Origin of the sequence: Kitasatospora sp. NPDC058444, from assembly GCF_042721415.1 — a bacterium.
Lineage (GTDB): Bacteria > Actinomycetota > Actinomycetes > Streptomycetales > Streptomycetaceae > Kitasatospora.
This window is the reverse complement of record NZ_JBHXLL010000061.1, coordinates 1-23,443: the sequence shown is the minus strand read 5'-3', so window position 1 is coordinate 23,443 and position 23,443 is coordinate 1. Positions and strand designations below refer to the sequence as shown.

General features: G+C 71.1%; 24 protein-coding genes. 8 read left to right on the top strand and 16 right to left on the bottom strand.

The features are described 5' to 3' along the window. Positions 1–123: 123 nt before the first annotated feature. Complete coding sequence (locus ACFWP2_RS36615; RefSeq protein ID WP_380459863.1) at positions 124–1,626, bottom strand: DEAD/DEAH box helicase; 1,503 nt, start codon at positions 1,624–1,626, stop codon at positions 124–126. A gap of 371 nt (positions 1,627–1,997) precedes the next feature. Beyond that, positions 1,998–2,201, bottom strand: a complete 204-nt coding sequence (locus ACFWP2_RS36610) for a cold-shock protein (protein WP_045694210.1) — start codon at positions 2,199–2,201, stop codon at positions 1,998–2,000. A gap of 489 nt (positions 2,202–2,690) precedes the next feature. On the opposite strand from ACFWP2_RS36610, the gene ACFWP2_RS36605 reads away from it, so the two are divergent. Next, a complete protein-coding gene (locus ACFWP2_RS36605) occupies positions 2,691–2,918 on the top strand; it encodes a hypothetical protein (RefSeq protein WP_380459861.1) in 228 nt (75 codons plus the stop codon). Positions 2,919–3,071: 153 nt separating this feature from the next. Here ACFWP2_RS36605 and ACFWP2_RS36600 read toward each other — a convergent pair whose 3' ends face one another. Next, positions 3,072–3,497 carry a CBS domain-containing protein gene (locus tag ACFWP2_RS36600; RefSeq protein WP_380459859.1) on the bottom strand — a complete coding sequence of 142 codons (426 nt, stop codon included), beginning with the start codon at positions 3,495–3,497 and terminating at the stop codon, positions 3,072–3,074. A 257-nt stretch (positions 3,498–3,754) separates the two neighbouring features. Here ACFWP2_RS36600 and ACFWP2_RS36595 point away from each other — a divergent pair, with 257 nt between their 5' ends. Beyond that, a complete protein-coding gene (locus tag ACFWP2_RS36595) occupies positions 3,755–4,204 on the top strand; it encodes a DUF5994 family protein (protein WP_380459857.1) in 450 nt (149 codons plus the stop codon). A gap of 19 nt (positions 4,205–4,223) precedes the next feature. On the opposite strand, the gene ACFWP2_RS36590 is transcribed toward ACFWP2_RS36595, so the two are convergent. The 13 genes from ACFWP2_RS36590 to ACFWP2_RS36530 form a co-directional block, all read right to left on the bottom strand. Continuing rightward, on the bottom strand, positions 4,224–4,400 hold the full coding sequence (locus ACFWP2_RS36590; protein WP_380459855.1) for a hypothetical protein: 177 nt from the start codon (positions 4,398–4,400) through the stop codon (positions 4,224–4,226). A 30-nt stretch (positions 4,401–4,430) separates the two neighbouring features. Continuing rightward, positions 4,431–4,553: a hypothetical protein gene (locus ACFWP2_RS36585; protein WP_380459853.1), complete on the bottom strand. Its 123-nt coding sequence runs from the start codon at positions 4,551–4,553 to the stop codon at positions 4,431–4,433. Between the two features lie 411 nt (positions 4,554–4,964). Then, entirely contained in the window at positions 4,965–5,186 is a 222-nt protein-coding gene (locus ACFWP2_RS36580; RefSeq protein WP_380459851.1) for a Rieske 2Fe-2S domain-containing protein, read from the bottom strand. A gap of 224 nt (positions 5,187–5,410) precedes the next feature. Continuing rightward, complete coding sequence (locus tag ACFWP2_RS36575) at positions 5,411–6,106, bottom strand: FadR/GntR family transcriptional regulator (protein WP_380459849.1); 696 nt, start codon at positions 6,104–6,106, stop codon at positions 5,411–5,413. A 142-nt stretch (positions 6,107–6,248) separates the two neighbouring features. Then, positions 6,249–7,130 carry an amidohydrolase family protein gene (locus tag ACFWP2_RS36570; protein WP_380459903.1) on the bottom strand — a complete coding sequence of 294 codons (882 nt, stop codon included), beginning with the start codon at positions 7,128–7,130 and terminating at the stop codon, positions 6,249–6,251. 2 nt (positions 7,131–7,132) lie between these two features. Then, the gene (locus ACFWP2_RS36565; RefSeq protein WP_380459847.1) at positions 7,133–7,444 is read right to left on the bottom strand and encodes an L-rhamnose mutarotase; all 312 of its coding nucleotides are present in this window, start codon (positions 7,442–7,444) and stop codon (positions 7,133–7,135) included. Beyond that, positions 7,441–8,097, bottom strand: coding sequence for a lactate utilization protein C (locus ACFWP2_RS36560; RefSeq protein ID WP_380459845.1), 657 nt, complete (start codon positions 8,095–8,097; stop codon positions 7,441–7,443). The genes ACFWP2_RS36565 and ACFWP2_RS36560 overlap by 4 nt, the downstream gene beginning before the upstream one ends. Further along, positions 8,094–9,557: a LutB/LldF family L-lactate oxidation iron-sulfur protein gene (locus ACFWP2_RS36555; RefSeq protein ID WP_380459843.1), complete on the bottom strand. Its 1,464-nt coding sequence runs from the start codon at positions 9,555–9,557 to the stop codon at positions 8,094–8,096. The genes ACFWP2_RS36560 and ACFWP2_RS36555 overlap by 4 nt, the downstream gene beginning before the upstream one ends. Continuing rightward, positions 9,554–10,294: a (Fe-S)-binding protein gene (locus ACFWP2_RS36550; RefSeq protein ID WP_380459841.1), complete on the bottom strand. Its 741-nt coding sequence runs from the start codon at positions 10,292–10,294 to the stop codon at positions 9,554–9,556. Before ACFWP2_RS36550 ends, ACFWP2_RS36555 begins: the two co-directional genes overlap by 4 nt. After that, positions 10,295–11,338, bottom strand: coding sequence for an aldo/keto reductase (locus ACFWP2_RS36545; protein WP_380459839.1), 1,044 nt, complete (start codon positions 11,336–11,338; stop codon positions 10,295–10,297). Further along, the gene (locus ACFWP2_RS36540) at positions 11,335–12,096 is read right to left on the bottom strand and encodes an SDR family NAD(P)-dependent oxidoreductase (RefSeq protein WP_380459837.1); all 762 of its coding nucleotides are present in this window, start codon (positions 12,094–12,096) and stop codon (positions 11,335–11,337) included. Before ACFWP2_RS36540 ends, ACFWP2_RS36545 begins: the two co-directional genes overlap by 4 nt. Continuing rightward, positions 12,093–13,445, bottom strand: a complete 1,353-nt coding sequence (locus ACFWP2_RS36535) for an L-fuconate dehydratase (protein WP_380459835.1) — start codon at positions 13,443–13,445, stop codon at positions 12,093–12,095. Before ACFWP2_RS36535 ends, ACFWP2_RS36540 begins: the two co-directional genes overlap by 4 nt. Positions 13,446–13,456: 11 nt before the next feature. Next, positions 13,457–14,308: a fumarylacetoacetate hydrolase family protein gene (locus tag ACFWP2_RS36530; protein ID WP_380459833.1), complete on the bottom strand. Its 852-nt coding sequence runs from the start codon at positions 14,306–14,308 to the stop codon at positions 13,457–13,459. A gap of 431 nt (positions 14,309–14,739) precedes the next feature. On the opposite strand from ACFWP2_RS36530, the gene ACFWP2_RS36525 reads away from it, so the two are divergent. The 6 genes from ACFWP2_RS36525 to ACFWP2_RS36500 form a co-directional block, all read left to right on the top strand. Beyond that, positions 14,740–15,789, top strand: a complete 1,050-nt coding sequence (locus ACFWP2_RS36525; protein WP_380459831.1) for a sugar ABC transporter substrate-binding protein — start codon at positions 14,740–14,742, stop codon at positions 15,787–15,789. 88 nt (positions 15,790–15,877) lie between these two features. Then, on the top strand, positions 15,878–17,449 hold the full coding sequence (locus tag ACFWP2_RS36520; RefSeq protein ID WP_380459829.1) for a sugar ABC transporter ATP-binding protein: 1,572 nt from the start codon (positions 15,878–15,880) through the stop codon (positions 17,447–17,449). Then, positions 17,433–18,464: an ABC transporter permease gene (locus ACFWP2_RS36515; protein WP_380459827.1), complete on the top strand. Its 1,032-nt coding sequence runs from the start codon at positions 17,433–17,435 to the stop codon at positions 18,462–18,464. The genes ACFWP2_RS36520 and ACFWP2_RS36515 overlap by 17 nt, the downstream gene beginning before the upstream one ends. Positions 18,465–18,603: 139 nt before the next feature. Then, positions 18,604–19,074 (top strand): FadR/GntR family transcriptional regulator, encoded by a 471-nt coding sequence (locus tag ACFWP2_RS36510; protein ID WP_380459825.1) that lies wholly within the window; start codon positions 18,604–18,606, stop codon positions 19,072–19,074. A gap of 529 nt (positions 19,075–19,603) precedes the next feature. Continuing rightward, on the top strand, positions 19,604–22,387 hold the full coding sequence (locus ACFWP2_RS36505; RefSeq protein ID WP_380459901.1) for a glycoside hydrolase N-terminal domain-containing protein: 2,784 nt from the start codon (positions 19,604–19,606) through the stop codon (positions 22,385–22,387). 295 nt (positions 22,388–22,682) lie between these two features. Continuing rightward, positions 22,683–23,443: IS701 family transposase (locus ACFWP2_RS36500; RefSeq protein WP_380459823.1), on the top strand; the 761-nt coding region annotated here is incomplete at its 3' end.

The window sequence follows — 23,443 nt, the reverse complement described above, 5'->3', positions numbered from 1 at the left end:
AGCAGAACGCACCCGACGGCCTCGACGACCTCGCCCAGCCCCGGATGCGGCGCCCGGCGGTCGCGCGTCGACCGGCGTGGCCGCGCGGGCCCGGTCCGCACCGCGAGCCGGACCCGCGCGGTGCTAGGCGGCAGGTGCGGCGCGCCTGGCCGGCCGACGTCGGCCGGAGGAGCCCTGACCGTCGCGGCCGGAGGCGGCCCTGGTGCCGTCGGCGGTGCGGGCGGGACGTCCGCGGCGGCCGCGGCTCGTGGACGGGCCGCGGCGCGGCCGCTCGACGACGGGGTTGGCGATCACGGTGGGAATGCCGGTGGGCACGCGGGCGCCGGTGATACGGGCCAGGTCCTCGCCGCCGGAGCTGACCCTGGTGGTGACGGGGGTGATACCGGCGGTGGTCATCATGCGGGCCGTCGCGCGGCGCTGATTGGGCAGGACGAGGGTGACGACGGTGCCGGACTCCCCGGCCCGGGCGGTACGCCCGCCCCGGTGCAGGTAGTCCTTGTGGTCGCCCGGCGGGTCCACGTTGACGACGAGGTCGAGCCCGTCGACGTGGATGCCGCGGGCGGCGACGTTGGTCGCGATCAGCGCGGTCACCTCGCCGGTGCGGAACTGCTCCAGGGTGCGGGTGCGCTCGGGCTGGGACTTGTCGCCGTGCAGGGCCGCGGCCTTCACCCCGTTCGCGAGCAGGTCCTCCACCAGGCGGTCCGCGCCGTGCTTGGTGTCGATGAACATGATCACCCGGCCGTCGCGGGACGCGATGTGGGCGATCGTGGCGTTCTTGTCGGAGTTCTGCACGTGCAGCACGTGGTGCTCCATGGTGCTGACCGCTCCCGCGGACGGGTCCACCGAGTGGGTGACCGGGTCCTTGAGGAAGCGCCGCACCAGGCGGTCGACGTTGCGGTCCAGGGTGGCGGAGAACAGCATCGTCTGGCCGCCTTCGGCGACCTGGTCGAGGAGTTCGGTGACCTGCGGCAGGAAGCCCATGTCGGTCATCTGGTCGGCCTCGTCGAGCACCGTGACGCCGACCCGGTCCAGCCGGCAGTCGCCACGCCGAACCAGGTCCTTGAGCCGGCCCGGGGTGGCCACCACGACCTCCGCCCCGCGGTTGAGCATCCATGCCTGGCGGCTCATCGACGTCCCGCCCACCACGGTCGCCATCCGCAGGCGCACCGCGCGGGCGTAGGGGGTGAGGGCCTCGGTGACCTGCTGTGCGAGTTCACGGGTGGGGACCAGCACCACGGCCAGCGGGCAACGCGGCTCGGCCCTCTGCCCGGCAGTGCGGGCCAGCACGGCGAGGCCGAACGCGATGGTCTTGCCGGAACCGGTCCGGCCCCGGCCGAGGACGTCGCGGCCGGCCAGCGAGTTCGGCAGCGTCGCGGCCTGGATCGGGAACGGCACGGTGACGCCCTCGCCGGCCAGCACCGACAGCAACGCCTTCGGCATGTCCAGTTCCTCGAAGGACTCGACGGCCGGCAGTGCCGGGGTGGTGCTCACCGGCATCGCGAACTCGCCCTTCGTGGACGGGCCCCGAGGGGTGCTCCGGCCGGAGGGACGCCGACCGTTGGAGGGCCGGCCGCCGCTGGAACGGACGTCGGCGTCGTGGTAGGAGGGGCGACTGGAGCGGGCCATGCGGAGGACCTTCCTCGGGGCGGCACGTCACGGGGAAGGCTCCGTGGCGCGGAGCGCCGGGCGGAGACCACAAGGGAACGGGCCGGAAGTGTGACGGGCGGAGCGTGGACGGTGGAACCGTGCGGCACGTCACCTACGGTCGGCGCTCACCACGGAAGGCGGGAGCGGAGAACCTCGAACCGTGAGCTGTCACGGCGGGGCGGCGGTCCGGACGCGGCGCGATGCGTCCCGTGTGGGGGGTGGCCGCCGGTGGCGGAGCCAGGGGCCTGAACGGCCGGGGGATGTGCCGTGGCGCGATGCCAGAGGGGCCCGCACCGGGCATGTGCGCGGTGCGGGCCCCTCGCTACCAGGCGGGTGCCGTGGCAGAAGAACTACAGCGGGCGAATGTTCTCGGCCTGCGGGCCCTTCTGGCCCTGCGTGACGTCGAACTCGACCTTCTGGCCCTCGAGCAGCTCACGGAAGCCGTTGGCGTTGATGTTCGAGTAGTGGGCGAAGACGTCGGGGCCGCCACCCTCCTGCTCGATGAAGCCGAAGCCCTTCTCCGAGTTGAACCACTTCACAGTGCCATTAGCCATTAAGAAATCTCCTTCAAGGGACTGTCCGAAGCACACACAGCGTGGGCTTCGAGTCACCGCATGGAGCGCCCACCGGGGAAAGAGCCGGGGAACAAAAAATGCGCCTGCAACACAAGGGCAGGCGCACACAAAGTTCATGGGAACCACTACTGCAACTGAGTCGACTGTAGCAGGCCGCGGCCCGCCACGGAGGCATGCTTCACCCACCGGTTCTGCCGGTGCCGTCCCGTCGAACCGCCGCTCCGAGCCGGGACGGCCGTGAACATGCCTGGCGAGCAAGCCTCTTGACCATGCGGCCGGTCCCGCTCCGAACCGACGACTGCCACTGCCACTGCCACTGCCAGGGATTCCTGCGGCACGCCGCACCCCGCCCGACCGCCGCCACTCGCGAGGACGCGCTGGATGATGTGTACGGAATTCACGGGCAGTCCCCGACCAGCACACCCCGGAAAGTCCCACGCCCGCACTTCGAGGCGCATACTGGCCGGAATGACGAAATTTGCAGCAGGTCGCCGCCCTCTGCCCACCAGCCCCTTCAAACCCCGCGCTCAGGCGCCACCCAAGCACTTCGCCGTCGGTGACCGGGTCACCCATGACGCGTACGGCCTCGGCCGAGTCATCGATGTCGAAGGGGACGGCGACACCGCGGTGCTCGTCGACTTCGGAGCGCGACAGGAACGCATCACCCAGCCGTACACCGCGATGTTCAAACTCTGACCCCGGACGCCCCCGAACACCGGGCAAGGCCGTCCGGGCCGAACTCGTCGTGCCCTTCGAACAACCTCCGTCGTCGCGTGGCATCCCGCCGCCGTGACGACGGAGGGAAAACCCCCACGGCCCCGGAGCCGCGCCTCCGACGAAGGCGGCAGGTCAGGCGGCCTTGCCCGCCAGGAGGCTGGTGACACGGTCAGCCATGAGGACACCGAGGATGTAGCCGTCCTCGTCGACGACGGGCCAGACCGCCAGACGCTTGATCCGCATGGCGATCGCGGCCAGGGCCAGGCCCATGGTCGGCCAGGCGAACGGGCCGCGCTGGTGGGTGGTGGCGCTGATCGCGGTCCGTCCGGTGTACGAGGAGCGGTTCAGGAACGGGTGGAGTCCGGTGCGGGTGACCAACCCCTCGCACCGGCCGTCGTGATCGCGGACCAGCAGGTACTCGAGGTGGGCGCCGCGCAGGACGTCGTCGGCCTGGTCGACGGTGCTGTCGTCGGCTATCTGGTAGTCGCAGGGGTCCATCGCGTCGGCGACCGTGAGGCCGTGGCCGGGCCGTACCGACTGCGGAGAGTGAGTGGTCACGGTGTTCACCGTTCCCGTCTCCGGCTGCCCGCTGGGGCCGCCGGGCTGGCCTTCACCCAGAACGAAGCCGGAACGGAGACCGGAGTGCGGGATGCCCTGGATGTCCCCGAGGCTACTCCGATGGCCGGCGGCCCGGAGGAGCCCGCTGCGGAGTAGCGTGGGAGGCAGACAACCGAGGACATTCCGCACACCGGCATCAGCGCCGACGTCGCCCTGGGTCATGACGGGTCCCTCGTGGACCGGACGGGCGGCTTCGCATGATGCCGATTCCTTTCCCCGCCTCCTCCTCTCCTGGGCCGTGGACGGTGCCCGGTGCCCCGCTGCTGCCTCGCCTGGTGCTGGAGCCGACGATGTCGCGGGAGGGCGTCTTCGACGGCGCCTGGTGGCCCCGCTCGAACCACGTCCTCACCGAACTGCCGGACCTGATCACGGCGCTCGGCGCCCACTTCGGACGCATCGTCCGGGTCGGCCTCGACACCTCGGTCTGGGACGGCGTGCCCCGGTCCATCGCGGCGAACGGCCTGACGATCAGGATCAACTGGTTCCCCGGCAGCGAAGCGACGATCAGCATCACCCGGGGTTTCCAGGACCACTTCCTGCTGCTGGTCGTACCGCCCGGCACCGCCCCGGCAACAGCCGCCTCGGCCATGGCCGGCGCCTCGGCGACCGGCAACCACACCCCGGCCGCCGAACTCCTGCTCGGCTGAGCGGTCCGGGCACGCGCCGCTACCGCCGCGCGCCGGACCACGCGGTCTCGTACCAGCCGGATCCCCGCCATTCGCCGACGGATTCGCTGCGGGAACCGTTCAGGGTGAGCATGCGCAGGACCGCTTCGGGGCCGAGCGTCTCGTCGGTCCGCTGCCAGAGGTCGATCTGGCGGTGGATGGAGGCGAGGACGGGCATCCAGCCTTCTTCGAAGATGTCGGCGAGGGCCTAGCCGTCGGCAAGTCGGCGGGCGGGTGCGGTGAGGGCGAGGCGTACGGCCGGCCAGTCGACGCCTTCGGGGTGGACGTGGGTCATGACGGTGCGGGTCGCGGCGATGTCGGCGCGGGCCATGGTGACGTCATCGATCTTGAAGTGCCACTCCTCGACGGGGACGTGGATGCGGGTGACGTCGAGGAGTCCGGCTTGGACGGGGGCGCGGCGTGTGGTCTCGGCCGCCGCACCAGGCGTAGCCGTCGCGCGGCGCTGCCCACCGGCCCGGCGCGACCATGGCCCGGAGCACCGGGCCCTCCCTCGCGAGCGGCTCGTCGACGCCGCTCCGCCGTCCCGGTGCAGCCGGTCGGGCGGTAACTTCTTCGAGGGATCGGCGACCGCAATCGGCAGTACCCTGCGGCCTCCGCCACGTCGACCTGGCCGGACCGCCGCGGCTGCGCTTCGTTTCGGGCTCGCAACCCGGGGGGTGGCCATGGTGAGTGCGCACTGTGCTGCTGATCGGCCCACGCCCCGGACGGGCGGGCGGGCCGGTCAGTTCGCGCCGGGCGGGTAGAACTGGCGGGCCCAGTGCCGGTAGATGCCGACGGACTGGTCCCCGGGCGCAAGCCGGGGCCGCGGCTCCACCCGGGTGCGCAGCGGTACGCCGTCCGGATCGCTGACGCAGGAGCCGTCGGCCCCGAACGCGAAGCGGTGGAACGGGCAGACCAGCGTGTCGCCCTCGACGGTGCCACCGAAGCCGAGGTGGGCGCCCATGTGGGGGCAGTAGGGCCGCGTGGCACGGACCTCGCCCACCAATCGCACCAGGGCATCGCGAACGCCCGACCCCTCCGCGGCCTTCCCGAGCCGATCGACACCCCGGAGCACTCACCCTGATTCCCGGGCTCGGCGAACAGCGATCGGATCACAGTACCCACGCACTACGACGTCTTCGGGGCCGGTACTGAGGTGAGGCCGTGCCGCTTGCTTCGCGTCGAGGGTCAGCCGAGTGGGGAACCGGCCGTTCCGAGGGTGTCGCGCAGCCACTGCTCGACGCCTGCCACGTGGACCGTCGCCCAGGAGTGTGCGAGCTCGGGAGCGCGGCGGGTGATGGCGTCGAGGATGGCGTGGTGCTGCTGGCGGGTGCGCTCGACCGCCCCCTCCTCTGTCAGTCCGCGCCAGATCCGCGCACGTGCGGTCGGCCCGGACAGGCCGTCGATCAGCGAGCAGAGCACGGTGTTGCCCGACCCGGCGGCGATCCGGCGGTGGAAGTCGAGGTCGTTGTCGATCAGCTCCTGGAGCGTGGCGTCGTCGCTGAGGCCGTCCAGCACCTCGCGCAGGGCCGCGATGTCCTCCTCGGACATCACCCGGGCGGCCATGGCCGCGGCGGCGGGCTCCAGGATGCGGCGGACCTCCAGGAACTCCAGAACGGTGTCGTCCTGGTGGAAGTCGACGACGAAACCCAGCGCGTCCATCAGCAGGTTCGGTTCCAGGCTGGTCACATAGGTACCGTCGCCCTGGCGTACGTCGAGCACCCGGATGAGCGAGAGGGCCTTGACCGCCTCGCGCAAGGAGTTGCGGGACAGGCCGAGCCGCTCGGCGAGGTCGGCCTCCCTCGGAAGGCGAGAGCCGGGGCGGAGCTCGCCACTGACGATCATCGCCTTGATCTTCTCGATCGCCTCGTCAGTGACTGGCACTGTGCGCCTCCCATGGTCATGTGCCTTGCAGCATAGTCCTCGCCGCGCTGATCGAACGCGGCTTCGAAAACGGCGGCCGGACACCGACGCCGTACTCGCACGGTCGGAGCCGACCGCTCGTGGTCCGGTCACCCGGGGCCTCTCACGCCCCGTCGTCGAGCAGTTCGGGCGGCCGCAGCCCGTACGCCCGGATCGCGTTGCGGCTGAACACCGCGTCCTTCTCGTCCGGGGCCAGCCGGCCGGTGAGGCCGTCGGCGATCCGGACAACGTCGTGGTAGCCCGCCTGAAGGGTGCAGACCGGCCAGTCGGAGCCGAACAGCAGGCGGTGCGGGCCGAAGGCATCGAGCACGGTGCCGGCATAGGGCCTGAGGTCCTCGGTCCGCCAGCTGCCGGGGGTGGCCTCGGTGACCATGCCGGAGAGCTTGCACACGGTGTTGGGCAGGGCGGCCAGGCGGCGCAGGTCGGCGGCCCAGGGGGCGAGCGCGCCGGTGGCGATGGGCGGTTTACCGAGGTGGTCGAGGACGAAGGTCAGCCCGGTGAGGTCGGCGGCGGCGAGGGCGGCGGCGGGGAGCTGGTGCGGTTTGACGACGAGGTCGTAGGCGAGGCCGGCCGCGGCGACGGCGAGCAGCCCGCGCCGGACGTCCTGGCGCAGCAGCCAGTTCGGGTCGGGCTCATCCTGGACCTGGTGGCGGATGCCCACCAGCCTTTCTCCGCCGGGCAGTTCGCGCAGGTCGGCGATCCGGTCGGCGATGTCGGGAGCGGTGAGGTCGATCCAGCCGACGACTCCGGCGACCAGGTCGCTGCCGGCGGCGAGGGCCAGCAGCTCCGGGGTCTCCTCGGGGACGCAGACGGTCTGGACCACGACGGTGCCGACCACACCGACCGCCCGGGCCTCGGCGGCCAGGTCGGCGGCGGAGAAGGAGCGGTCGAGCGGGGCGAGGGCCTCGCCGGTGATCCACGGCTGCGGGCGGGCGGAAAGGTCCCAGACGTGGTGGTGGGCGTCGATGATCGGCCGGGTGGTCACGGTCACAGCTGCCACACCGCCGGGAGGCAGGCGGCGGCGCCGTCCTCGGAGTAGTCGTGGACGACGTCGAGGAGTTCGGCCATCCGGGCCTGCCAGGCGATGTTGACCGGCAGGTGCTCCAGTTCGGCGAGCAGGCGGGCGTAGTCCTCGCACTCCAGGAGGTGGAACAGCTCGCGGCCGCTGCGCCAGATCGTCCGGAACGAGACGCCCGCGGCGCGGATGGCGGCGGTGAGCTCGTCCGGCACAGCGCGGTGGGCGTCCTCGTACTCCTCGATCCGGTCCTCGCGGACGCGGGTGTGCAGGGCGATCCTCATGCGTGCTGCTCCGGTTGGGCGGGGTCGACGATGACGATGTCGAGGGTGCGGGGGCCGTGGACGCCTTCGACCCGGTTGAGTTCGATGTCGCTGGTGGCGGACGGGCCGGAGATGAAGGTGAGCGGCCGGGTGGGGTCGAGGCGGGCGAGGGCGTCGGGGACGTCGTCGGCGATCTGTTCGGCGCGGACGACGCACAGGTGGTAGTCGGGGACGAGGGTGAGGGCGCGGCGGCCCTGGCCGGGGCCGGCGTCGAGGACGATGGTGCCGGTGACGGCGATGCCGGCGGCGGCGAGGGTGATCGCCCCGTCCAGTGCGTCGAGTTGGGGGACGTCCAGGGGTTCTGGGTGCCACTCCCAGTCGCCGGGCGGCAGCAGTTCGATGGGAAAGCCGCCGGGCAGGGCCAGCTGCCGTACGCCGCGCGTGGTGAGGGCGGCGGCGATGGCGGCGGGCAGTGCGGCCGGGTCGGTGCGGGTGACGGTGGCCCGGTAGTCGGCGACGCGCTCGGCGAACAGGGCCACCGTGTTCTCGCCCGGCCTGGTGTGGCTGCGGCGGTAGTCACGGGGCACGGGCACATCGGCCGGGGCCTCATCGGCCGGGACGTCGGTGAGGGCGGCGCGGATGCGGCCGAGGACGGCCTCGCGGCTGCTCGTCACTGTTCCTCCTTGTTCTCGCGCCACCAGCTGCGGAAGGACTGGGCGGGCGGTGCGGGGGTGTCGCGGGTGTCGGACCAGCCGTGCAGCGGTCCGGGCAGCCGTCCGATCCGCCCCTTCCGGGCGATCGCCCGCCCGCCGAGGGAGGCCGCCTTCTGGGCGGCGGCGAGCAGGTGCGGGGAGTCGAGGACGGCGGCGGCGGCCTTCATCGCCACCGCCTCGGCGGTGGGCAGGCGTGTGGCGGCCCGCTTGGCCTCGACGACCTCGGCCCGCAGGTGGACGAGGACTTCGGGAATGTCGATCTTCACGGGGCAGGCGTCGTAGCAGGCCCCGCAGAGGGTGGAGGCGAACGGCAGCGAAGCCGCCTTCTCCACGCCCACCAGCTGCGGGGTGAGTACGGCGCCGATCGGCCCGGGGTAGACCGAGCCGTACGCGTGACCGCCGGTGCGCTCGAAGACCGGGCAGACGTTGAGGCAGGCCGAGCAGCGGATGCAGGCGAGGGCCTGGCGGCCGACGGTGTCGGCCAGGGTGTCGGTGCGGCCGTTGTCGAGCAGGACCAGGTGGAACTCGGACGGGCCGTCACCGTCGGTGGTGCCCGCCCAGGTGGAGGTGTACGGGTTCATCCGCTCGCCGGTGGAGGAGCGCGGCAGCAGTTGGAGGAACACCTCCAGGTCCGTCCAGGTGGGGACGACCTTCTCGATGCCCATCACGGTGATCAGGGTCTCGGGCAGGGTGAGGCACATCCGGCCGTTGCCCTCGGACTCCACCACCACGACGGAACCGGTGTCGGCGACGGCGAAGTTGGCGCCGGAGACGGCGACCTTGGTGGTGAGGAACTTCTCCCGCAGGTGGCGGCGTGCCGCCTCGGCGAGTTCGGCCGGGTCGTCGCTCAGCCCCTCGGGGGCGGGCCGGCCCCACTGCCCCATCCGGGCGGCGAAGATGTCGCGGATCTCGGTGCGGTTGCGGTGGATCGCGGGGACGAGGATGTGGGAGGGCCGGTCGTCGCCCAACTGGACGATCAGCTCGGCGAGATCGGTCTCGTAGGCGGTGATCCCGGCGTCGGCGAGGTGCTCGTTGAGGCCGATCTCCTGGGTCGCCATCGACTTGACCTTGACCACCTCCGTCTCACCGGTGGCCCGGACCAGCTCGGTGACGATCCGGTTCGCCTCGGCCGCGTCCGACGCCCAGTGGACGGTGCCGCCCGCCGCGGTGACGGACTGCTCCAACTGCAGCAGGTAGCGGTCGAGATGGCGCGCGGTGCGCTTCTTGATCGCGGCGCCCGCCACGCGCAGCGCCTCCCAGTCGTCCAGCTCCGAGGCGACGGCGAGGCGCTTGTCGCGGATGGTGCCGGTGGCCCGTTTCAGGTTGGCGCGCAGCTGGGTGTCCTTCAGCGCCTCGCGCGCGGCGTCCGGGAAAGCCGGGGAGCCGAGCCAGACGACACCGCGCTCGGTGTTGCCACTCATCGCGCGACTCCTTCGGTGGCGGCGAGGATCTCGGCCAGGTGCATGGTCCGAACCTGGCTGCCCTGGCGGGAGAGGCCGCCGCCGATGTGCAGCAGGCAGGAGTTGTCGGCGGCGCACAGCACCTCGGCGCCGCTGTCCAGGACGCCTCGCATCTTGTCGGCGAGCATCGCACCGGACGTCTCGGCGTTCTTGACGGCGAAGGTGCCGCCGAAGCCGCAGCAGGAGTCGGCGGCCGGGAGGTCGACCAAATCCAGGTCCTTGACGGCGCGCAGCAGACGCTCCGGCCGGTCTCCCAGGCGCAGGCCGCGCAGGGAGTGGCAGGTGGGGTGGTAGGCGACCTTGTGCGGGAAGCGGGCGCCGACGTCCGTCACGCCGAGGACGTCGGTGAGGAACTCGGTGAACTCGTGGACCTGGGGCACCACTTCGGCGACCTCGGCCTGGAGCCGGGCACATCCGTACTGCGCGGCCAGCACGGGGTGGCTGTCGCGGATCATGCCGGCACAGGACGCGGACGGGGTGATGACGGCGTCGTAGTCGGCGAAGGTCCGGGCGAAGCGCTCCACCAGGGGGACGGCCTCCCGGCGGTAGCCCGTGTTGACGTGCATCTGGCCGCAACAGGTCTGCTCCTGCGGGAACTCGACGGTGTGACCGAGGCGTTCCAGCACGGTGACGACGGCCCGGCCGGTGCCGGGGAACATGGTGTCGTTGAAGCAGGTGATGAACAGGGCGATCCGCATCTACGCCGCCTCCCCGGGGGTCGGTGCCTCGGCGGGCAGCAGCCCGCGCTCCTTGAGCTCCGTCCACAGCCCTTCCGGGACGGGGTGGTTGAGCATAGCGGCGGCGTCCCGCACCTCGGCGGCACTGCGGGTGCCGACCAGGACCGACGCGACGGCCGGGTGGCCGAACGGGAAGCGCAATGCTGCGGCGCGCAGCGGGACGCCGTGCCGCTCGCAGATGGACTTCAACCGCAAAGCTCGATCCACGAGTTCATCGGGGGCCGCGGCGTAGTCGAAGGTCGCACCAGGCTTCGGGTCGGCGAGCAGGCCGGAGTTGAAGACCCCTCCGACCACCACACCGACGCCGTGTTCGGCGGCCAGCGGCAGCAGTTCGGCCAGGCCGCGCTGGTCGAGGAGGCTGTAGCGGCCGGCCAGCAGGACGGCGTCGATGTCGGTCTCCCGGACGAAGCGGGCCGGCAGGTCGGCCTGGTTCATGCCGATGCCGATCGCGCCGATCACGCCCTCGGCGCGCAGGCGTTCCAGTTCCGGGTAGGCCTCGGTGAGGGCCTGTTCGGCATGGTCGTCGGGGTCGTGGAGGTAGGCGAGGTCGATCCGGTCGAGGCCGAGCCGGGTCAGGCTCTCCTCGATCGACCGGCGCACGCCCTCGGCGCTGAAGTCCCAGCGCCGACGATGGTCTGCGGGAACGGCGAAGCCGTTGGCGAGGTCGTTGGCGAAGCCGTTGGCGAGGTCGTTGGCGAGGTCGTTGGCGAGGTCGTCGCCGTCGGGAGTGACCGGTTCGAGGATGCGGCCGACCTTCGTGGACAGCACGTACTCGTCCCGGGGCATGGCCCGCAGGGCGTCACCCAGCCGCCGTTCGGACAGGCCGAGTCCGTAGTGCGGGGCGGTGTCGAAGTACCGGACACCGGCCTCCCAGGCGGCAGCCACGACTTGGGCTGCCTGCTCGTCGCTCACCGCCGTGAACAGGTTGCCGATCGCCGCCGCGCCGAAGCCGAGTTCGCTCACCCGTACTGTGCCGCGCCCGAGCGGGTTGTGCCGCAGGTTCATGCCGTCGGCTCCGGTCGCAGCCGCAGCCCGGCCATGCCGCCGTCGACCGCCAGCGCAGTGCCGGTGGTGCTGCCGGCGGCCGGGGAGGCGAGGTAGACGATGGCGGCGGCCACCTCCTCCGCCGTGACCAGCCGACCGGTGGGCTGCCGGCCGTTGAGGGCCGCGCGTTCGGCGGCCGGGTCGGCGGCGGCGTCCAGCAGGCGGCCGACCCACGGGGTGTCGACGGTGCCGGGGTTGACACAGTTGACCCGGATGCCCTCGCGGACGTGGTCGGCGGCCATCGCCAGGGTGAGCGAGAGCACCGCGCCCTTGCTGGCCGAGTACAGGGCGCGCTGCGGCAGTCCGGCGGTGGCGGCGATGGAGCAGGTATTGATGACTGACGCGTGCTTGGAGCGGCGCAGGTGCGGCAGAGCGGCGCGGGTGACCCGCATCAGTCCCAGGACGTTGACGTCCAGAACGCGGTGCCACTGCTCGTCGTCGTTGTCCTCGACCGTCCCGGCGGCACCAATGCCGGCGTTGTTGACCAGGATGTCGATGCCGCCGAGCGCCTCGGCCGCGCCGATGACGGCGGCGCGGACCGAGGCGTCGTCGCTGACGTCGGCGGTGAAGCCGTGCAGCGAGACGGGGATGCCGCTCGGGTCAAGGTCGAGCACGGCGACATCCGCGCCGCGCTCGGCGAGCAGCTGGGCGGTGGCCAGGCCGATGCCGGAGGCACCGCCGGTGACCAGGGCGGTGAGGCCGTGCAGATCGGTGGTCATGCTCGCGCCTCCGCGATGGTCATGGACGCCGCAGCGGCCAGGTCGGCGGCCCAGAACGCGCCGTCGGGGTAACGGTAGGTGTCGATGGTGGCCTGGTGCATGGTGGCGGAGAACCCGGGCGCGGTCGGCGCCTGGTAGTGGCCGTCATCGATCCGCACCGGGTCGAGGAAGTGCTGGTGCAGGTGGTCGACGAACTCGATGACCCGGTCTTCCACCGTTCCGCTGAGCGCGACGTAGTCGAACATCGACAGGTGCTGGACCAGCTCGCACAGGCCGACACCGCCGGCGTGCGGGCAGACCGGGACACCGAACTTGGCGGCGAGCAGCAGAACGGCCAGGTTCTCGTTGACGCCGGCCACGCGGGCGGAGTCCAGCTGGAGGACGTCGATCGCCTCTGCCTGGAGGAGTTGCTTGAAGACGATGCGGTTCTGCACGTGTTCGCCAGTGGCGACCTTGACAGGGTGGACGCCGCCGCGGACGGCGGCGTGGCCGAGGATGTCGTCCGGGCTGGTCGGCTCCTCGATCCAGTACGGGTCGAACTCCGCGAGCGCCTTCGTCCACTCGATCGCCTCGGCCACGCCCCAGCGCTGGTTGGCGTCGATCGCCATCCGGATGTCCGGGCCGACGGCCGCGCGGGCAGCCCGGCAGCGCCGGATGTCATCCGCCAGGTCGGCACCGACCTTCAGCTTGATCTGGGTGAAGCCGTCGGCCACCGCCTCCTCCGCGAGGCGGGTGAGCTTCTCGTCGGAGTAGCCGAGCCACCCGGGCGAGGTGGTGTAGGCGGGGTAGCCGCGGCGCAGCAGCTCGGTGGCCCGCTCGGCGGCACCGTCCTTGCCCTTGGTCAGCAGTTCCAGGGCCTCGTCGGGGGTGAGGGCGTCGCTGATGTAGCGGAAGTCGACCTGGGAGACCAGCCATGCGGGGTCGGCGTCGGCGAGCAGCTGCCACAGCGGCTTGCCCTCGCGCTTGGCCGCCAGGTCCCAGACGGCGTTGACGACGGCGCCGATGGCCATGTGCATCACGCCCTTCTCCGGGCCGAGCCAGCGCAGCTGGCTGTCGCCGATCAGGTCGCGGTACAGCGAGCCCGGGTCGGCGCACAGCTCGGCCACCTCACGCCCGATCACGTGCTCGCGCAGCGCGTCGATGGCGGCGACCTGGACGTCGTTGCCGCGTCCGATGGTGAAGGTGAAGCCGTGGCCCTCATGGCCGCCCGCCGAGGTGCGCAGCACCACGTAGGCGGCGGAGTAGTCCGGGTCCGGGTTCATCGCGTCGGAGCCGTCCAGCTCGCGCGAGGTGGGGAAGCGGATGTCATAGGTGTCGACAGCGGTGATCCGCGCCGTGGTGGTGGACAACTCGTGGCCTTTCAGGCGTTGATGAAAGTCTGCCGCTGGGTGCCGAGGCCGTCGATGGACAGCTCGACCACGTCGCCGTCGCGCAGGTAGGGGGTACCGGGCAGGCCGAGGGCCACGCCGGCCGGAGTGCCGGTGTTGATGACGTCGCCGGGGCGCAGCACCATGTACTGGCTGAGGTACCAGACGAGGTACGCGACATCGAAGATCATGTCCTTGGTGTCGCCGTCCTGCCGCGCCTCGCCGTTGACGGCGAGTCGCAGGCCCAGCGCCTGGACGTCTCCGATCTCGTCGGGCGTCACCAGCCAGGGGCCCAGCGGGTTGAAGGTCTCGCAGGACTTGCCGAGGTCCCACTGCGCGGAGTACTCCAGCTGGAACTCCCGCTCCGACACGTCGTTGCTGACCGCGTACCCGGCGATGTGGGCGCCCGCCTCGGCCGGGCTCTCCAGGTACCGGGCCTCGCGCCCGATCACGACCGCGAGTTCGACCTCCCAGTCGGTCTTCACCGAGCCGCGCGGGATCAGCACCCGGTCGTACGGACCGACCACGGTGGACGGGTCCTTCATGAACACCACCGGCCGCTCCGGGACGGCCGCGCCGGTCTCCTCCGCGTGGTCACGGTAGTTGAGCCCGACGCACACCACCTTCCCCGGTCGTGCGACCGGGGCGCCGACGCGCAGCCCGTCGGTGTCGACGGTCGGGAGCGAGCCTTCGGCCAGCGCCTCCCGGACCCGGTCGATCCCTCCGGAGGCGAGGAACGCCCCGTCGATGTCGGCGGTCAGGGCCGTGAGCGCGAACGTGGCGCCTGTCCGGTCGGTGACGACCGGAGTCTCGGCTCCCGGTGCGCCGATGCGCCCTAGTCTCATGTCTTCTCTCCTGTCGTCGCGCCGAGGACGGAGGCTTCGCAGCCACCAACACATCGGATGATTCTGCGGTGCCCTGACCATACGAGCAGCGACCGCGCCACCGCAAGAAGTCCTCCGATGATTATCGGCAGATCCGGCCGCGTTCCCCATATTCACAGCTCAGGTCGCTCAGTTCAGGGCCGTTGCGTTCGCCCGGGAGGCCCGGATGTCACGGTTGGAAGTCATCCGAGGTCTCCTCTTGTCAGTCAGATGTCAGGCTCGTAAGGTCCTCACTGCCACAAGCCATCCGATGACTGCAGGCTGAAAGCTCCGCTGCCAGGCGTGACGGACCGCCACAACCGCGGGCCGGCCACCCCCACTGCGCCGGGCTGCACGGTCGCGAACCCATCGCCTCAGGCGCGCCTGCCACCCCAGCCAAGGAGATCAGCACCATGAACACTCGCTCCTCCAGAGTCGCGGCCACCGCCGCCGCCGTGGTCGTCCTGGCGGGGCTCGCCACCGGCTGCAACCGCGGCAGCGACTCGAACGTGTCCGCCTCCGGCGGCAAGCCGGCCATCGGCGTCGACCTGCCCCGCGCGGACTCCGACTTCTGGAACTCCTACGCGCAGTACGTCAAGCAGGACGCCTCGTCCCAGGGCCTGCACACCCTGCCGGTGAGCAACTCCCAGAACGACGTCACCAAGCTCGTCGCCAACGTCCAGGTCTTCCAGAACACCGGCGCCAAGGCCGTCGTGATGGCTCCGCAGGACACCGGTGCGATCGCCTCCACCCTCGACCAGCTGTCCGCCAAGAAGATCCCGGTGGTCAGCGTCGACACCCGCCCCGACAAGGGCAACGTGTACATGGTGGTCCGCGCCGACAACAAGGCGTACGGCACCAAGGCCTGCGAGTTCCTCGGCCGGCAGCTGGGCGGCAAGGGCAAGGTCGCCGAGCTCCAGGGCGCGCTGAGCTCCATCAACGGCCGCGACCGCTCCGAGGCGTTCGCCGCGTGCATGAAGGAGAAGTTCCCCGGCATCCAGGTGATCGAGCTGGCGACCGATTGGAAGGGCGACGTCGCCTCCGCAAAGCTCCAGTCCACCCTGGCCGCCAACCCGGACCTGGGCGGCATCTACCTGCAGGCCGGCGGCGTGTTCCTGCAGCCGACCCTCGCCCTGCTCCAGCAGAAGGGCCTGCTCAAGCCCGCCGGGCAGAGCGGCCACATCGCGATCGTCTCCAACGACGGCATCCCGCAGGAGTTCGACGCGATCCGCAAGGGTGACATCGACGCCACCGTCTCCCAGCCTGCCGACCTCTACGCCAAGTACGCGCTCTTCTACGCGCAGGCCGGCGCCGAGGGCAAGACCTTCCAGCCCGGTCCCACCGACCACCAGTCGACGATCATCCAGCTGCCCAACGGCATGGAGGACCAGCTTCCCGCGCCGCTGGTCACCAAGGACAACGTCGACGACAAGAGCCTCTGGGGCAACAACGTCGGCAAGTAATCCCTTCGACACCCCGTGAGCGGCGGCCCGGCGGACATCCCGTCCCGGGCCGCCGCTCAGGAGACCCAGCGGAAAGGACACCCCCGCCATGGCGGACCCCAGCCCCAACCAGGGCCCCGTCGTCGAGGCCGACGGAATCAGCAAGCGCTTCGGCGCCACCGTCGCCCTCAGCGACGCCCGCATCTCGGTCGCACCGGGTGAATCACACGCCCTGGTCGGCCGCAACGGCGCGGGCAAGTCCACACTCGTCTCGATCCTCACCGGCCTCCAGAGCCCCGACACCGGCACCCTGCGTCTGAACGGCGAACCCGCCCCCGCCCCCGGCGACACCGACGCCTGGCGTTCACGGGTCGCCTGCGTCTACCAACGCTCCACCATCATCCCGGCACTGACCGTCGCCGAGAACCTGTTCTTGAACAGACACAGCCTCGACCGGCAGAGCACCGGGGCGCTACGCCCGGTTCGCTGGAGGCAGTTGCGTCGGCGTGCGAGCGACCTGCTCGCGGAATACGGCGTGGACGTCGACCCGACCGCGCGCGCCGAGGACCTCACGGTCGAACAGCGGCAGTTCGTGGAGATCGCCCGCGCGCTCTCGCTCGGCGCCCGGTTCATCATCCTCGACGAACCCACCGCCAAGCTCGACGCCCGCGGCATCGAGAAGCTCTTCGAGAAGCTTCGCGCCCTCCAACAACAGGGCGTCGCTTTCCTGTTCATCTCCCACCACCTGCAGGAGGTCTACGACCTCTGCACCACTGTCACCGTCTACCGCGACGCCCGGCACATCGTCACCGCGCCGGTGGCCGAACTCGGCCAGCAGGCCCTGGTGGAGGCGATGACCGGTGAGCGCGCCCGGGGCAGCGAGCCCACATGGTCAGTGACCGGCAGGACTTCCTCCGGGGGTGCCCCGCTGCTGGACGTCTCCGGGCTGAGCCTGACCGGCGCCTACCAGGATTTCTCCCTCATCGCCCGGGCCGGCGAGGTCGTCGGGCTCGCTGGCGCGGCCGCCAGCGGAAACGTCCGGCTCGGCGAGACCATCGCCGGCCTGCACCGCCCCCAGGCCGGCACGATCACCGTCGCGGGCCACCAGGTCCGCACCGGCAGGGTTCCCGCCGCTCTCGCCGCCGGCATCGGCTTCGTTCCCGAGGACCGCCACATCCAGGGCCTCATTCCCGAACGCAGCGTCGCGGAGAACGCCACCTTGACCGTCACCGACCAGCTCGGCCCCTTCGGCACGGTGTTGCCCTCACGGACCCGCACCTTCGCCCAGCGGATGATCAACGACCTCGACATCAAGACACCCGGCCCCTCGACCCCGGTGGCCGCCCTGTCCGGTGGCAACCAGCAGAAGGTCGTCATCGCCCGCGCGCTCGCCACGGAGCCGCGCGTCCTGGTCGCCATCCGGCCCACCAACGGCGTCGACATCAAGTCGAAGGAATCCCTGCTCGGCACCGTCCGCGAGGTCGCCGACGCCGGCAAGAGCGCCCTGATCGTGTCCGACGAACTCGACGACCTGCGGGTCTGCGACCGCGTCCTGGCCATGTTCCACGGCCGTGTCGTCGCCGAGTTCGAGCACGGCTGGAGCGACGAACAACTGGTCGCAGCCATGGAGGGCATGGCCGGCCCGACCGACACGAAGGAAGACAATGACTCCCACCACTGAGGTCAGCGCGAACCCGGCCGCCGCCGTCCCGGCGCCCGCCCGCCTCCGCATCGACCTGGCTCGCTACCGCGACCTGTCACTCGTCCCGGTCCTGCTCGTCCTGGGCATCATCGGCTTCGCGGTCTCACCCGCCTTCCTCACCTCCGACAACCTCCTCGGCGTCGGCCAGCAGGCCACCGAACTGAGCCTGCTCGTCCTGGCCGAGGCGCTGATCCTGATCGCCGGCCGGATGGACCTCTCCCTGGAGTCCACGATCGGCGTCGCTCCGGTCATCGCCGTCTGGCTGGTCCTGCCCGACCACGGGGCGCGCTTCCTCGGCCTCGGGCTCTTCCCCACCTGGGCGGCCATCCCGCTGTGCTTGCTGGTCGGCGCCCTCATCGGCGCGATCAACGGCTTCCTCATCCTCAAGCTGCGCCTCAACGGCTTCATCGTCACGCTCGGCGCGCTCACCCTGCTGCGCGGCCTCCAGGTCGCGATTTCCCAGGGCCAGTCGATCGTCGACCTGCCCGGCTCGTTCACCTACCTCGGCCGCACCAGCTGGCTCGGCGTCCCCGCGGCGATCTGGATCTGCGCGCTGCTGTTCCTGGCCGGCGGCAGCGCACTCGCCTGGCTGCGCCACGGTCGCGCGCTGTACGCGATCGGCGGCAACGCCGAGGCCTCCCGGGCCGCCGGAATCCGGGTCGACCGGATCACCTGGGCCGTGCTGACCCTCGGCAGCATGCTCGCCGCCTTCGCCGGCATCCTCTACACCGGCCACTACGGCTCCATCTCCGCCGACCAGGGCAACGGCTGGATCTTCCAGGTCTTCGCCGCCACCGTCATCGGCGGCGTCAGCCTCAACGGGGGCCGTGGCACCCTCTTCGGAGCCCTCACCGGCGTGCTGACCCTCCAGCTGGTGGTCAACGTGATGACCCTGGCCGGCGTACCGCCGCTGTGGAACCAGTTCCTCAACGGCGCGATCATCATCGTCGCGCTGATCATCTCGCGCTTCGCCTCCGGCGAGAAGCAGGAGTAGCGGGTCCGACGACCCCGAGCCGCCGGAGCGGCGCCACCAGCCGGTCGGGCACTGGTCGCGCCGCTCCGGCCTCCTGTTCCGTGACCGCCAGGACAGCCGCTCCACAGGCCCGTACGTTCCGCACCAGAGGGGATCAGACATGTCGGTAACCGATCAGGCCATCGAGCGGATCAAGGAGATGATCCTCTCCGGCGCTCTCCAGCCCGGCGCCCGGCTGCCCAACGAGGCCGAACTGGCGGACCAGCTCGGGCTGTCCCGCAACTCCCTGCGCGAGGCCGTCCGCGCACTCACCGCGATGCGGATCCTCGTGCCCAAGCAGGGCGACGGCACCTACGTCTCCGGCCTCGAACCCCACCTCCTCCTGGAATCGCTCGCCTTCGCCGCCGACGCCTCCCGAGGCCACACCGCTGGACAGCTCCTCCAGGTACGAAGGCTGCTGGAACCCCAGGCCACCGCGCTCGCGGCCTACCGGATCACCGAGCAACGCCTGGCCGAGCTGCGCGCCATCCTCGACCAGAGCGCCCAGGCCGTGCACGTGGCCACCGTCGAGGACTGGCTGGCCACCGGAATCCTGACCGACTCCCCCGGCCTCGACACCGGTACCGCGTAACGCGCGAGGCCTCGGTTCTCCAGCCCTGTGCGCCCGGCACGCAGCGCTCCACCCCCACCTTCGGCAGGAATACATCGGATATCTCGTCAGATCCGCCGGGGTGTCCTCCCCCGGTCGGCCGGCGCCTCCAGGACGGCATCAGCAGCGATAGGTACTGCCTCCGGCCGGGAAACTCCCTGGACAGGACAGTCGCCCGAGCGACGCGCAGCACCGTCCGATCCCCCGCCCGACACCCGCGCGGCACGAGAATCTCCCAACGGGTCGCGCGAACCATTGACGATACATCCGATGATAGCTAGATTCCCGCAAGCCCCCCGGCCGCCCAGTCGAGCCAGTCGCGAACCTTCGTAGCCGCCCCTTCAGAAGCGCAGCACGTACGCGATCGGTGCCGGGTCGACAGCGGCTGCGCGGCCGGTGCGGCGAAGACACCCGCAAGCATGGCACGTCCAGCCGACCGATCTCCGATGAAAGGACCATCGTGAGCCGCCCCCACCCCGAGACCCCCTCCATCCCGTCCCGCCGCGGCGTCATGCGGGCCGCCCTGTCCCTCGGCACCGTGCTGGCCGCCTCCTCGCTACCGGAGTTCACCGCACGCGCGGCGGCCGCCCGACCCGCCTCGGCCTCGCTGGTGCCGGACGCCCAGGCCGTCACGCTCAGTTACTCTTCGCCGGGCACCGAGGCGGTGATCATCGAGCAGGGCCTGCCGATCGGCAATGGCAGGCTCGGCGCCCTGACCACCGGCGACCCCTCACACGACGCGTACTACCTCACCGACGCCACCCTGTGGACCGGCGGGCTCAACGCCACGCTCGGGTCCGACGGCCAGTTCCCGTACGGCGCCGACGACTTCGGCACATTCGGCCTGCTCGCCAAGGCCTACCTGGACATCCCCGCCCATTCCGCCTCGGCGATCAGCGGCTACCAGCGCCACCTCGACCTGTCCAACGGCCTGGTCACCGCCACCTACCAGGTCGGCAAGGTGACCTACCGGCGTGAGGTCTACGCCAGCCACCCCGACGATGTGATCGTGGTGCGGCTGAGCCAGAGCGGCCACGGCAGCTACACCGGCAGCCTCGCCCTGGCCGGCACCCGCGGTGAGGCCGTCACCGCCGATCCGAAGGGCGCCACGGTCTCCTTCACCGCCGCCCTGCCCAACGGCCTGAAGTACGCGACCGTCCTCAAGGCGGTGGGCACCGGTGGCACCGTCACGGCCACCGGCAGCCGCGTCACCTTCCGGAACTGCTCCGAGGTGCTGCTGGTGATCAGTGGCGGCACCAACTACGCGGCCGGCGCTGCCGCCACCGGCTTCAAGGACTCCGCCCGTGATCCGCTGGCCGTCGCCCGCGCCGTCGTCGGCGGCGCCGCCACCGTGCCCGCGGGTTCGCTGCTGGCCACCCATGTCGCCGACTACCAGCGCCTCCAGCAGTCCATGACCGTGAACCTGGGCGCCTCCACCGCCAGCCAGAAGGCCATGGACACCCCCACCCGACTGGCCGCCCGCGCCGCCGCCGGCGCCGCTCCCGACCCCGAACTGGAGGCCTCCTACCTGCAGTTCGGCCGCTACCTGGCCATCACCGGCTCCCGCAGCAGCCTGCCCGCCAACCTCCAGGGGCTGTGGGTGGACCGCAACGACCCGGACTGGATGGGCGACTACCACACCGACATCAACATCCAGATGAACTACTGGCTGGCCGACCGGGCCGGGCTGTCGGAGTGCTTCGACGCCTTCGCGGACTACTGCGTACGCCAGTTCCCGTCCTGGCAGGACACCACCCTGAAGCTCTTCCAGGACTCCCGCAACGGCTTCCGCAACACCTCCGGAAGGGTCGCCGGCTGGACGCTGGCCATCTCGACCAATCCGTGGGGCGGCAACGGCTGGTGGTGGCACCCGGCCGGCAACGCCTGGATCTGCAACTCGTTGTTCGAGCACTACGACTACACCGTCGACCAGGCCTACCTGGCGCGGATCTACCCTCTGCTCAAGGGCGCCTGCGAATTCTGGCAGGCGCGCCTGGTCATCACCACCGTCACCGACCCCGCCACCGGAACCACCCGACAGGTGCTCGTCGACGACCACGACTGGTCTCCCGAGCACGGCCCCACCGACGCACTCGGTATCACGTACTCCCAGGAACTCGTCTGGCAGCTCTTCCAGAACTACCGGACCGCCGCAGCCACCCTCGGCCTCGACAGCGCCTTCGCCGCCACCGTCGCCGACCTGCAGAACCGCCTCTACCTGCCGCAGATCAGCCGGACCACCGGCTGGCTGGAGGAGTGGATGACCGACGCCAACCTCGGCGAGACCGGCCACCGCCACCTCTCACCGCTCATCGGCCTCTTCCCCGGCGATCGCATCGACCCCCGCACCAGCCCCGCCGACCTGGTCGCCGGCGCCAGCAATCTACTCACCGCCCGCGGCATGCAGAGCTTCGGCTGGGCCTGCGCCTGGCGAGCCCTGTGCTGGGCCCGTCTCGGTCACGCCGACAAGGCCTACCAGCTGGTCACCACCGTCATGAAGCCCTCGGTCGACCACAGCAACGGCACCGGCGTCAACATGTTCGACATGTACGGCATGGGTTCCAGGTCCACCTTCCAGATCGACGCCAACTTCGGCACGCCCACGGCCATGATCGAGATGCTGGTGCACTCGCGGCCAGGCCTGGTCGACCTGCTGCCCGCCCTGCCCTCCGCCTGGTCCGCCGTCGGCTCGGTCACCGGTGTCGGTGTCCGCGGCGGCTTCACCATCGACTTTTCCTGGACCGCCGGCCAGGTGACCACGCTGACCCTGCACAGCGTCGGCGGGACCACCACCACCCTCCGTACCGGCGGCTGGAGCAAGGACGTCACCATCCCGTCCGGTGGCTCGGTCACCCTCACCCCCGACCCGATGCCGACCGTCTGCCAGTTCGTCAACCGCCGCAGCGGCAAGGCCGTCGACGTCCCCGACGCGTCCACGGCCCTCGACGTCGCCCTGATCCAGTACACCTCCCACAGCGGCGACAACCAGCGCTGGCGGCCGGCCCCGGTCGGCTCGGGCATCTGGGAGTTCACCAACGTTCACTCCGGCCTGGCCATGGACGTCCGGGGAGGCTCGACGGCGCCCGACACCCCGATCATCCAGTGGACGCCCGGCCACAGCACCAACCAACAGTGGCGACTGGTCGACGCCGGCGGCGGCTATGTCAAGATCGTCGGCGTCCGCAGTGGCCTCGTCCTCGGCGTCGACGGCGACTCCACCTCCGACTCCGCCGCCATCCAGCAGCAGACCGACACCGGCAGCACCAGCCAGCACTGGCTGATCCGCGCGTCCTGACGGCCGGCAGCCGAATCCGGCCGGGGCGGCGAGGACCACTGCTCGCGGTCCTTCCCGCCCCGGCCGTTGCCCGCAGCCTCCGCACGGTGCCGGAGACGGTCAGCGAGGTCGTCGCCCAGGAGTACCTGGTGGGCCCCGCGTGCATGGTGAACACGGCCAGTTGCGTGTGTGTGCAGAATGCTCACAACCGACCCTTGACGCAGCCCCAACCGTCCTAACTGAACGGCGTTGGTACTAGTAGTACTTCGTTAGATTTATTTGATCTTGGTGGCCACAGCAGTGCATGCTGCGGTCTGTGGATCTTGGTGAAGTGGAGAGGCTCCGCGAACACCTCGGCGAGTTCGTCGCCGAGGTGTTCGCGTCCCTGGCGCGCAAGGACCAGCGCCGACAGGGGGATTGCTACCTGCGCGGGCTGATGCTGGACGGGCGGCGCAAGTCGATCCAGCCCATGGCCGAGCGCCTGCCGGACGGGAACATGCAGGCCCTGCGGCAGTTCGTCAGCCAGTCGCCATGGGACCACACGCCGGTGCTGCGACAGATCGCCCGGAAGATGACCTCCGCCCTCGCACCGGAAGCATGGGTGATCGACGACACCTCGTTCCCCAAGGCCGGCGACCAGTCCGTAGCCACGTCGCGGCAGTACTGCGGCGCGCTGGGCAAGCGCTCGCTCTGCCAGGTCGGGGTGAGCGTCCACGCCGTCACCGACCAGGCTTCCAGCCCGTTGTCCTGGCGGCTGTTCGTCCCGCCGGACTGGGACGACCGCGACGACGAGCGCCGGCGACGTACCGGCCTGCCGTCGGAGGTCGGGCACGTCGAGAAATGGCGGCTGGCCATCGGCATGTTGGACGAACTGATCGCCTGGGGGCTCGCCTCGCAGGTCGTGGTCGCCGACGCGGGCTACGGCCAGTCGGCGGCCTTCCGCCATGCCCTGCGCTCCAGGGGTCTGGACTACATCGTGGCGGGGGGGGGGGGGGGGGCCCCGCCCCCCCCCCCCCCCCCACCCGGTGGGGCCCCCCACCGGGGGGGCCGGCCGCCGGACCATGCCCGCCACCCCAA

Bases quoted from the DNA above. Each gene is read 5' to 3' on its own strand.
- ACFWP2_RS36515 (WP_380459827.1), top strand. From the start codon at position 17,433: ATGACTCCCACCACTGAGGTCAGCGCGAACCCGGCCGCCGCCGTCCCG.
- ACFWP2_RS36610 (WP_045694210.1), bottom strand. From the start codon at position 2,201: ATGGCTAATGGCACTGTGAAGTGGTTCAACTCGGAGAAGGGCTTCGGC.
- ACFWP2_RS36580 (WP_380459851.1), bottom strand. From the start codon at position 5,186: ATGGGCGCCCACCTCGGCTTCGGTGGCACCGTCGAGGGCGACACGCTG.
- ACFWP2_RS36525 (WP_380459831.1), top strand. From the start codon at position 14,740: ATGAACACTCGCTCCTCCAGAGTCGCGGCCACCGCCGCCGCCGTGGTC.
- ACFWP2_RS36545 (WP_380459839.1), bottom strand. From the start codon at position 11,338: ATGAACCTGCGGCACAACCCGCTCGGGCGCGGCACAGTACGGGTGAGC.
- ACFWP2_RS36565 (WP_380459847.1), bottom strand. From the start codon at position 7,444: ATGAGGATCGCCCTGCACACCCGCGTCCGCGAGGACCGGATCGAGGAG.
- ACFWP2_RS36585 (WP_380459853.1), bottom strand. From the start codon at position 4,553: ATGGCCCGCGCCGACATCGCCGCGACCCGCACCGTCATGACCCACGTC.
- ACFWP2_RS36550 (WP_380459841.1), bottom strand. From the start codon at position 10,294: ATGCGGATCGCCCTGTTCATCACCTGCTTCAACGACACCATGTTCCCC.
- ACFWP2_RS36595 (WP_380459857.1), top strand. From the start codon at position 3,755: ATGATGCCGATTCCTTTCCCCGCCTCCTCCTCTCCTGGGCCGTGGACG.
- ACFWP2_RS36605 (WP_380459861.1), top strand. From the start codon at position 2,691: ATGACGAAATTTGCAGCAGGTCGCCGCCCTCTGCCCACCAGCCCCTTC.
- ACFWP2_RS36615 (WP_380459863.1), bottom strand. From the start codon at position 1,626: ATGGCCCGCTCCAGTCGCCCCTCCTACCACGACGCCGACGTCCGTTCC.
- ACFWP2_RS36520 (WP_380459829.1), top strand. From the start codon at position 15,878: ATGGCGGACCCCAGCCCCAACCAGGGCCCCGTCGTCGAGGCCGACGGA.
- ACFWP2_RS36505 (WP_380459901.1), top strand. From the start codon at position 19,604: ATGCGGGCCGCCCTGTCCCTCGGCACCGTGCTGGCCGCCTCCTCGCTA.
- ACFWP2_RS36530 (WP_380459833.1), bottom strand. From the start codon at position 14,308: ATGAGACTAGGGCGCATCGGCGCACCGGGAGCCGAGACTCCGGTCGTC.
- ACFWP2_RS36540 (WP_380459837.1), bottom strand. From the start codon at position 12,096: ATGACCACCGATCTGCACGGCCTCACCGCCCTGGTCACCGGCGGTGCC.
- ACFWP2_RS36555 (WP_380459843.1), bottom strand. From the start codon at position 9,557: ATGAGTGGCAACACCGAGCGCGGTGTCGTCTGGCTCGGCTCCCCGGCT.
- ACFWP2_RS36590 (WP_380459855.1), bottom strand. From the start codon at position 4,400: ATGCCCGTCCTCGCCTCCATCCACCGCCAGATCGACCTCTGGCAGCGG.
- ACFWP2_RS36510 (WP_380459825.1), top strand. From the start codon at position 18,604: ATGTCGGTAACCGATCAGGCCATCGAGCGGATCAAGGAGATGATCCTC.